The 9508-nt window shown below is 74.5% G+C and carries 8 protein-coding genes; 5 read left to right on the forward strand and 3 right to left on the reverse strand.

All coding sequences use genetic code 11. The annotated features are described in order from the left end of the window. Window positions 1–38: 38 nt before the first annotated feature. Window positions 39–2234 (reverse strand): HelD family protein, encoded by a 2196-nt coding sequence (locus tag F2B26_RS03825; protein ID WP_235929487.1) that lies wholly within the window; start codon window positions 2232–2234, stop codon window positions 39–41. A gap of 228 nt (window positions 2235–2462) precedes the next feature. On the opposite strand from F2B26_RS03825, the gene F2B26_RS03830 reads away from it, so the two are divergent. Together F2B26_RS03830 and F2B26_RS03835 are read left to right on the forward strand one after the other, a co-directional pair. After that, window positions 2463–3407, forward strand: a complete 945-nt coding sequence (locus F2B26_RS03830) for a proteasome assembly chaperone family protein (protein WP_159806613.1) — start codon at window positions 2463–2465, stop codon at window positions 3405–3407. 196 nt (window positions 3408–3603) lie between these two features. Further along, entirely contained in the window at window positions 3604–3807 is a 204-nt protein-coding gene (locus F2B26_RS03835) for a cold-shock protein (protein ID WP_159806615.1), read from the forward strand. 143 nt (window positions 3808–3950) lie between these two features. On the opposite strand, the gene F2B26_RS03840 is transcribed toward F2B26_RS03835, so the two are convergent. After that, entirely contained in the window at window positions 3951–4856 is a 906-nt protein-coding gene (locus F2B26_RS03840; protein WP_159806617.1) for a spermidine synthase, read from the reverse strand. Between the two features lie 112 nt (window positions 4857–4968). Between F2B26_RS03840 and F2B26_RS03845 the strand changes: the two genes are divergently transcribed. Genes F2B26_RS03845 through F2B26_RS03855 form a run of 3 tightly spaced genes read left to right on the forward strand, consistent with a single transcriptional unit; the run spans window position 4969 to window position 7111 of the window. Continuing rightward, window positions 4969–5421: an SAV_6107 family HEPN domain-containing protein gene (locus F2B26_RS03845; protein ID WP_159806619.1), complete on the forward strand. Its 453-nt coding sequence runs from the start codon at window positions 4969–4971 to the stop codon at window positions 5419–5421. Then, a complete protein-coding gene (gene dinB / locus F2B26_RS03850) occupies window positions 5418–6692 on the forward strand; it encodes a DNA polymerase IV (RefSeq protein WP_159806621.1) in 1275 nt (424 codons plus the stop codon). Before F2B26_RS03845 ends, dinB begins: the two co-directional genes overlap by 4 nt. A 38-nt stretch (window positions 6693–6730) precedes the next feature. Continuing rightward, a complete protein-coding gene (locus F2B26_RS03855; RefSeq protein WP_159806623.1) occupies window positions 6731–7111 on the forward strand; it encodes an SCO2097 family morphological protein in 381 nt (126 codons plus the stop codon). Window positions 7112–7342: 231 nt separating this feature from the next. Here the strand turns inward: F2B26_RS03855 and F2B26_RS03860 are convergent. Beyond that, window positions 7343–9508 (reverse strand): transglutaminase TgpA family protein (locus F2B26_RS03860; RefSeq protein ID WP_159806625.1); only part of this gene is annotated, 2166 nt, incomplete at its 5' end.

Genomic DNA, 9508 nt, shown 5'->3' on the forward strand with positions numbered 1-9508 from the left:
CGCGTCCGCCGTTCGGACCGCTGCGCCGTCCCGGGCGGTCAGTCACCCAGACCGGGCGGGAGCGCGCGGGCGTGCACCACGTGCAGCCGCTGGGTCGGGCGGGTGAGCGCCACGTAGAGGTCGCCCGGGCCGCCGTGCTCGAGCACGAGTGCCGGCTCGACCAGCACGACGACGTCGAACTCCAGCCCCTTGGTCTGGCGCGGCGTGAGCACGACGAGCGGGGCGTCCAGGTCGGCGGCGGCGCCGCGCGGCGTGCCGGCCGCGGCGCGGCCACGCGCCTCGAGCGCGGCCGTGAGGGCGTCGAACCACGTGCGGTCGGCCACGAGGGCCACACGTCCGCCGCCCTGAGCGAGCAGCGCCGTGACGGCCTGGTCAGCGATCTGCGCGGCGCGGACGACGACCTCGGCCTCCTCGACCCGGACCACCTGGAGGGCGTCGGGCACCTCGCGGGCCGAGGTGAGCGGGCTGACCGGCAGCCCGGCCGCCGTCGCGAACGCGGTCGCCGCCTGCTCGACGGCCGCCGGGGTGCGGTAGTTCACGGTGAGCTGGGCCAGCCGCCAGTAGTCCTTGAGCACTGGGTCGAGCACCTGCGCCCACGAGCGGGCACCGGCCGGCGAGGCCGTCTGCGCGACGTCGCCGACGATCGTGAGCGACCGGGTCGGCACCCGGCGCAGCAGGGCTCGCCAGGCCATCGGTGACAGCTCCTGCGCCTCGTCGACGACCACGTGGCCGTACGTCCAGCTGCGGTCGGCCGCCGCGCGCTCGGCCGTCGTGAGGGTCGGACCGGTGCCGGCGAACCGGTCGGCCAGCATCTCGGCGGACACCAGATCGCCCGCACCGGTGGTCGCCAGGACCCGGCGCGCGTACTCCAGCTCACCGGCGCGCGCCTGGGCCTGCGCCCGGGCCTGCGCCTTGGCCGCCTGGTCGTCCTCGCCCAGCAGCTCGGCGAGCTCGTCGAGCAGGGGCACGTCCTCGGGGGTCCAGGGGGCGTGCCGGTCCCGCACGAGGTGCGCGCGGTCCGCCTCGGACAGGTCGGGGGCCGCCTCGGCGAGCCGCCACGGCTTGGCGTACAGGTCGGCGAGCAGGCCCTGCGGGGTCAGCGGCATCCAGGCGAGGTTGAGCGCGACCCGCACGTCGCGGTCGCTGCGCAGGTCCTCCACCACCTGGGCCCGGTCCTCGGCGTCGACGGTGCCGCCGAGCTGACGCACGTACTGCTCCGCGAGCCGGCCGAGCATGTCCCGCACGAAGGCGACCCGCGCGAGGTTGTGCGGGCGGTGCAGCCGGCGCGTGCGGGCGATGGCCGAGGCCACGTCGTCCGGCCTGATCCAGACGACCACCCGGTCGACCGTGACGCGCACCGGTGCGGCGGGCACCCGTTGCCGCGCCCGGACCGCCCGTGCCATCACGTCGGCCATCTGCCGACGGCCCTTGATCCGGGCGGCCGCGGGGCTGTCCTGACCGGTCGCGTTCAGGCCCGGGACCAGCTCGGCGATCGTCGTGGTGACCACACCGGTCTCGCCCAGCGAGGGCAGCACCTGGTCGATGTACCGCAGGAAGGTCCGGCTGGGCCCGACCAGCAGCACCCCGGACCGTTCGAGCATCCGCCGGTGGGCGTAGAGCAGGTAGGCGGCCCGGTGCAGCGCGACGGCCGTCTTCCCGGTGCCAGGGCCGCCCTGCACGACGAGGGCACCGCCGAGCTCGCCGCGGATGACGGCGTCCTGCTCGGCCTGGATGGTGGCGACGATGTCGCCCATCCGTCCGGTGCGTCCGGCGGCGAGCGCGGCGAGCAGCGCACCCTCGCCGCTGAGTGCGCCCAGCTCGTCGGTGCCCTCGGACAGGTCGAGCACCTCGTCCTCGAGCCCGGTGACGGTGCGGCCGGTGGTCACCAGGTGGCGGCGGCGGCGCACGCCGTCGGGGTGGGCCGCCGTGGCCCGGTAGAAGGCCTGGGCCGCCGGTGCCCGCCAGTCGGTGAGCAACGGGGTCTGCTCGCCGTCGGTGAGGCCGATGCGGCCGACGTAGCGGCGTTCGCCGTCGGACAGGTCGAGGCGGCCGAACGCCAGCCGCTCCTCGACCGCCTCGAGCTGGGCGAGCCGGTCCTCGTAGAGGGTGGCGAACGCGTCGCGCTCGCTGCGGTTCTGCGGTGAGCCGGACGGGCGTTCGCGCCGCACGGCGGCGAGCCGGCCCCTGGTCACGTCCCGGAGGGTGTCCAGGCGGGCGTAGACCACGTCCAGCACCGACTGCTCGATGGCGAGCTGGTCGGCCGGACCGTCCTGCGGGGTGCTGTCGACCGGTTGAGGGCTCGCGACCGTCGTGCTCACCGTCCCGTCTCATCGCGTCGTCACGTGACGACGGCCGTCCATTATGGCGCACCTGGGCTGCGCACCACCGGGTCGGGTGACCCTGGAATCACTTCGGCCCGTCCGACGTTGGCAGGGGCAGGACGGTGCGATGAAGGGAGCACGATGCTCGATCCGAGCGAGCTGTACGAGGTCGACGAGCAGGTGGCCTTGAAGGTCCCGCACGCCGGGACCGGGACGGGTCCGGTGCTGGTGCACGCCCTGCGCGGGTTCGTCGACGCGGGTGCTGCCGGCCGGGTCGCCACCGACCACCTGCTCGCGGAGCTGCCCAACGAGCGTCTGGTGACCTTCGACGCCGACCAGCTGCTGGACTACCGCTCGCGCCGCCCGACCATGACCTTCGAGGCCACCACGTGGTCGGGGTACGACGAGCCCGAGATCGTGGTGGACCGGGTCGAGGACGCCGAGGGCATCCCGTTCCTGCTCATGCACGGTCTGGAGCCGGACGTGCAGTGGGAGCGGTGGGTCGCGGCCGTGCGCCAGATCGTCGAGCGGTTCGACGTGCCGCTCACGGTCGGGCTGCAGGGGCTGCCGATGGGTGTGCCGCACACCCGCCCGGCCACCGTGACGGCGCACGCCACGCGGTCGGCCCTCGTCGCCGACCACTCGGCGTGGTTCGGGACGGTCCAGGTGCCGGCCAGCGCGGCGGCCCTGCTCGAGCTGCGGCTGGGCCAGAGCGGGTTCGACGCCATGGGTTTCTCGGTGCACGTGCCGCACTACCTGGCGCAGTCGCCCTACCCGTCGGCCGGGATCGCAGCGCTCGAGCAGGTCGAGCGCTCGACCGGGCTGCGGCTGCACTCGGAAGGGCTGCGCCCGGCCGCCGAGCAGTCGGTCGCCGAGGTGGAGCGGCAGGTGGCCGAGCAGCCCGAGGTCGCTGCCGTGGTGCACGCGCTCGAGGAGCAGTACGACGCCTTCACCCGCAGCATCGGTCGGCCGGGGCTGCTGGCGCCCGGCGGTGGCCTGCCGACGGCGGACGAGCTGGGGGCGGAGTTCGAGCGCTTCCTGGCCGCCCAGGACGGTGCGTCCGACGAGGGCGGGCCGCTCGCCTGACGGCTGTCCACAGGTTCGCCAGATCCGTGGCGTGCACCACACGTGCGTGGAAGGATGCACCGTGTTGCAGTGACGACCGACGGCATGACGGGTGCGGTCCCGCCAGGCACCGCTCCACCAGCCCGACTGACGCATTGCGGCGTGGGTGCGGGCGCGGTGCCCGTCTCCCTGGTCGGTTGGACAAAGGAACGGGAACATGGCACAGGGTGCTGTCAAGTGGTTCAACGCCGAGAAGGGCTACGGCTTCATCGCCCAGGACGGCGGCGGTGCGGACGTGTTCGTCCACTACTCCGCGATCGAGACGCAGGGCTACCGCACTCTCGAGGAGGGCCAGCGCGTGGAGTTCGAGATCACCCAGGGCCAGAAGGGTCCGCAGGCCGAGCAGGTCCGGCCGCTGTGATCGCCGACCACGGGCCCGTCACCTCGGTGGCGGGCCCGTGGTGCATCCGGAGACGGTGACTCGCAGCCGTCCGACCGGGTGCGTGCGGCGCCCTCCGCCCAGCTGGTGGTCTCACCGCGCGTCGCGTCGGCCTCGGTCGGCCATCACCCGTCGGTCGGGATGTCGAGCGGGGCTGCGCCGCCCGTCGCGGTGCCCTCAGCGGCCTCGGCCGGGGGATCGGTGAGGGGCTTGGCCCCGCCGGTGAAGTCGCGGACCGCCTGGCCCGCCACGAGGCGGGCCGGGATCGGCGCCCCCCGCAGCGCGCGCTCGACCCCGGAGCCCTCGAGCAGGCCGTCGGCATCGGTCGCGGCGAGCACGACGTTGCCGTAGCGCCGTCCGCGCAGCACCGCCGGTTCGGCGACGACGGCGACGTGCGCGAAGACCTCACGCAGCGTGGCGACCTCCCGCCGTGCCAGGGGCAGGGGTGGCCGGTCGGCGCAGTTCGCCAGGTAGAGGCCACCGGGGCGCAGCACCCGGGAGACCTCGCGGGCGGCCTCGAGGGTGCACAGGTGCGCCGGCACCTGCTCGCCGTCGAACGCGTCGCGCACCACCACGTCCACGCTCGCATCGCCGGCTGCCGCCAGGCGGGTCCGGGCGTCACCGGTGCGCAGCCGCAGCCGGGGCGGGCGCGGCAGGTCGAACCAGGTGCGGACCAGCTCGACGAGCCGCGCGTCGATCTCGACGGCGACCTGCTGGCTGCCCGGTCGGGCCGCCTCGAGGGCGAGCGCGAGCCCGCACGCCCCGGCTCCCAGGTGCAGCACGCGCAGCGGGCCCGCCGGCATCGCCTCGACGAGCGCAGCCATCTGCTGCTGGTACTCGAACTCCAGCCGGCTCGGGTCGGCTAGGTCGAGGAACGAGCTCGGCACGCCGTTGACCATGAGGGTGGCCCCGGTGGGGTCGTCGGCCCGGACGACGACCTGCGCCGTGCCGGTGTCGATCGGCACCGGGTGTGCGGGCCAGCGTGCGTGGGTCGCACCGGTGCGGGTGGACCGGCGATCGGTGCGAGGCATGGCGACCACGGTAGGCGACGGCGTGTGGGTGGTCGGGGTCAGACTGGAGCAGACCTTGACGAGGGTCGAACATGTGTTCGAGCATGAGTGGGGCGCGAGGAGGAGGTGGACGATGCAGGCACGGACGGGTCACAGGGCGTCGGGGTCGGCGACCGAGGTGCCGACGGCGCCGCTGCCGCCGCGCGCCCATCTCCTGCTTGCCCGCGCCGACGGTGAGCTCGTCGCCGCCCAGCTCTCGTCCCAGCCCTGGGAGCAGTTCCTGCATGCGCACCTGGCGGCGCTGCGGGCAGGTGCGGCCGTGCTCGCCGTCCGTGGCGACGGGGGCGGCCGTGGAGCGCCACGGGACGTGTGGCGTCTGCTCGAACGCGCGGCGCCGCAGCTCGCCTCGTGGTCGGCCTACTTCGCCCAGGGGGCCTCGTTGCGCGCAGCGGTCGAGGCGGGACGGCTGGACGCGGTGAGCGCCGACCGTGCCGCCCAGGCGCTCGCCGTCGCCCAGGACATGGTGGACGCCGTCCGGGTGGAGCTGGGTCTGGCCGCGCCCCCGGCGCAGGTGAGGGCCTCATGAGCCGGGCACCCCGGTCGGCCGCCGCCCGTCGGGACTGGGGGTCGACCGAGGACGGCTGCACGATCCTGCACGTCGACATGGACGCGTTCTTCGCCTCGGTCGAGCTGGCCCGTCGCCCGCAGCTGCGGGGGTTGCCGGTGATCGTCGGGGGAGCCCAGCGCGGTGTGGTGCTGGCGGCGACCTACGAGGCTCGAGCGTTCGGCGTGCACTCGGCGATGCCGATGGCAGCGGCGCTGCGGCTGTGCCCCCAGGCGGTCGTCGTCCCGCCGGAGCACGCACGGTACCGGGAGGTGTCCGAAGGTGTGATGGAGGTGCTGCGCTCGGTCACCTCGCTCGTCGAGCAGGTGAGCGTCGACGAGGCGTTCCTCGACGTGTCGGGTGCGTTGCGTCGGCTCGGACGGCCCACGGAGATCGCCGCCCGGATCCGGCAGGAGGTGCGCGACCGCTACCAGATCACCTGCTCGGTGGGCATCGCCTCGACCAAGTTCGTCGCCAAGCTCGCCTCCAGCCACGCCAAGCCGGACGGAGTTCTCCTGGTCCCGCGCTCGGCGACGACGGACTTCCTGCGCAGTCTCCCGGTGGGGGCTCTGTGGGGGGTCGGGGAACGGACGGAGACCGCCCTGGCCCGCTGGGGCATCAGGACGGTGGCGGAGCTGGCCGACATGGACGTGACCACCGTGCAGCGCGCGGTCGGGAAGGTCGCCGGCGCGCATCTGCACGACCTGGCCTGGGGCCGTGACCCGCGGCCGGTGAGCCCTGGTCGGGTGGAGAAGTCGGCCGGTGCGGAGGTGACCTTCAGCTCGGACGTGTCCGACCTGTCGGTGGTCGAGGCCAAGGTGCGCGAGCTGGCCGACACGTGCGCCTCCCGGCTACGGCGCAACGGCTGGGTGGGCCGGACGATCGCCATCAAGGTGCGGACCGCGGATTTTCGCACGCTGAGCCGCTCCCGCACGCTCGACAGCCCGACAGACGTCGGCCGCGAGGTGTACCTCGCGGCCCGCGAGCTCCTGGCGGCGGTCGACCTGGGAGGTCTGCCGGTGCGCCTCATCGGGGTGCGCGTCGAGGGACTGAGCCCGACGGCGGAGTCGGTGCGCCAGCCGACCCTGGACGAGGCCGCCGGTGATGCGCTCGAGGCCCGTCGTGAGGCCGAGCGCGCGATGGACGGGGTTCGTGCCCGGTTCGGCCGGCAGGCGATCACGGCCGGGCCGGTGGTCGCCGGCCTCCGCGATGACCGATCGACTACCACCTTTTCTCCGACCGATCTATCCTGATCAACAACTAGTCCATCGGGGTGCAGACGGGGGTCGCCATGCCACTCTCTGAGTACGAGCAGCGGGTCCTCGAACAGATGGAACGCCATCTGTCCACCGACGACCCACGTCTTGCCAACACGCTCACGCAGCGCGGGCGACGCCCTGCGACCAGGTACGCCGTCGCCGTGGTCGGCTCCGTGCTCGGGCTCCTGCTGCTCGTCCTGGGGGCCCACTACTCGGCCGCCTGGCTCGGGGCGATCGGGTTCGTGCTGATGTTCGGCTCGGTGGCCTTCGCCTTCGCGCGGGGCGGCTCCGGCCGGAAGCAGGGCGCCGAGGCGGGTACGCCCGCCGCCGGCGGGGCGACCCGTTCGCGTCGCACCTTCATGAACCGGATGGAAGAGCGGTGGGACCGCCGGCGCGAGCAGGGCGACCGCTGACACCTCTGGTCGAGATCCACCGGTCCCGCACCCCCGTCGGACCGTCGTCGTACACCTCGGGTCTGGCGTCCCAGCGGCAGTGACGCCGCTCGGGATGTGCAGGACGACCTGACCACCTCGTGCTCGTGCGCGAACGATCTCGTGCGGCAGCTGTCCCGTGCGTGTGCACGAACCGTCTCGGGCATGACCGGCCTCGGTCCGTCGGCCGCGGGACCGCCGACTTCCCGCCGCTCAACCGCGTCCGTCCGCCGCGGCGCCCCGCCCACGGGTGCGCGCCCGGTCGACGCCGGTGCGCACCTGCCGCACCCAGTCGTCGAGCTGGTCCGAGGCCGCCGGCTCGCCGCTCGCCGCGTAGCGGAACCGCTCCAGCGCGGTCGCCAAGGCTCGCAGCGCACCCACCGTGGCCTCGTCGAGCTGTCCGGTCTGCTCGACCGCGCTGACCGCCTGCCGCGGGGTGGTCGCGTCCGTCCAGCCCAGGCCGGTGCGGGCGAGCGCCGTCCGGGCCGCCGCCCACGCCTCCTCCGGCCCTGTCCGACGTCCTGTGCCCGAGCGCCTCACTGCCCACCAGGCGACCAGCGTGAGCAGAACGACGCCCGCCGCGCCGCCGCCGACCAGCCACCCGGACTCGGTGCGCTGCGGGGTCGCGGCACCCGGGAGGGTTGCCGGGGCCGACGAGCCGGCGGTGGGCCGGGCGGTCGCGGTGGGCAGGTTCTCCTTCGGGCTGGCGCTCGGGGTCGCAGTCACCTGTTGGACGGTCCAGGACGGGGGAGCGCCGGTCTGCACCGCGGGTGTCGGCTCGAAACGGACCCACCCGGCACGGTCGAACCAGATCTCGGTCCACGCGTGGGCCTGCCGGCCGGTCACGCTCACCGTGCCGTCCCGTTCGGAGCCCGGCAGGAAACCCACGGCCAGCCGGGCCGGCAGGCCGAGGCTGCGCGCCATCACCACCATGGTGGTGGCGAACTGGACGCAGTAGCCGCGCCGGTCCTGCAGGAAGTCCCACACCGCATCGTCCGAGGTCGCCGGCGGCACCTGCTCGTCGTACGTGAAGCCGCCGCCGGTGCGCAGGTAGGTCTGCAGGGCGACCGCCTTGTCGTAGCCGGTGGTGCGCCCGGCGACGACCTTGGCGGCGAGCACGGCGACGTCCTCGCGGTGCCCGGACCCGGGAAGGGCGAGCGTCGACGGGTCGTCCAGACCGGCGTTGCCCTGGCCGGACAGGTTTGCGGCGCTGAGCGTGGGCACCTGGGCCGTCATCGTGTAGCGGGTGCCGGCCCGTGTCGGCTCCGGGCCGGTCACGAGGTCGCGGACGGGGTCGAACTGCCAGCTGCCGTTGATCTGCAGCGTGCGCGGCGCGAGCGTGAGCGGCAGGTACCGGTCGGCGAGCGCCCCCACCGTCACCGAGACCTGGACCGGTGTCCCGCCGACCGAGTCGTTGCCGACCGGCATCAGCAGCGAGTCGGGGGTGACCGGGTCGCGGGTCCCCGAGTCGGCGCGTGACCACGTGCGGCCGTCGAAGTCGGTGAGCGTGAACGAGCGCAGGGGACCGAGCTGGGCCGGCGAGAGGGCCGAGGCGGTCCCGTCGGGGTTCGTCAGTGCATAGGTGAGGATCGACTCGCCCGAACGTCCCTGCAGGTCACGGCGCAGGTCCAGATCGTCGGACAAGGTGACCTGACCGCTCCCGGAACCGAACCGGGGCAGCGGGACCGTGCCCCAGCCCGGTGCGGTGGCCACCGCCGGGGCCAGGGCGAGTCCGACGACGAGCACCCCGGCGGTCCAGGCCAGCGAGGTCGGCAGCCGGCCGTGCGCCAGCTGCGAGGGGGCGTCCGTGAGCAGCGCGAGCCACGGCAGCCCCGCCCACACCAGGGCCCAGGGCGACGACGTCTCGCCGAGCACCACCGCCGGCACCCAGAGCGCAAGCAGGGCGACCCCGCCGAGCAGCGGGACCTCGAGTGCGACCGCGAGGTCGACCAGCAGCAGCACGACCAGGGCCGACGCCGTCACCAGCATCGTGACCTCGCGCCCGGCGACGAGCGGCGGGGTCCCCTCGTCGATCTGCTGCAGCGCGATGACGAGCAGCGCCCGGACCTGACCCACCGCCCCTGCCCCGGGATCCGTCGGACTGCTGGACCTGCCGTAGCCGACGAGCAGGGCGACGGCACCGGTGGCGGCACCGATCACGCTCGGCCAGGCGACGTCCGCTGATCGGCCGTCCGGCCACCAGGTGCGCAGCAGCGCGAGCAGCACGGCCAGGCTCGTCACCGCCAGCGCTGCGGTGGTGGTCCAGGGCCCAGGGGCGAGCAGGGGGTCGAGGGCGAGCAGCGCACCGCAGGTCGCCGCCCCAGCAAGGAGCGGACCGAGAGCGCGTGCGGTGCGCGGCGCCGTCCGACGGCGCGCGCG

It is taken from the genome of Cellulomonas citrea (assembly GCF_009829685.1).
Lineage (GTDB): Bacteria > Actinomycetota > Actinomycetes > Actinomycetales > Cellulomonadaceae > Cellulomonas > Cellulomonas citrea.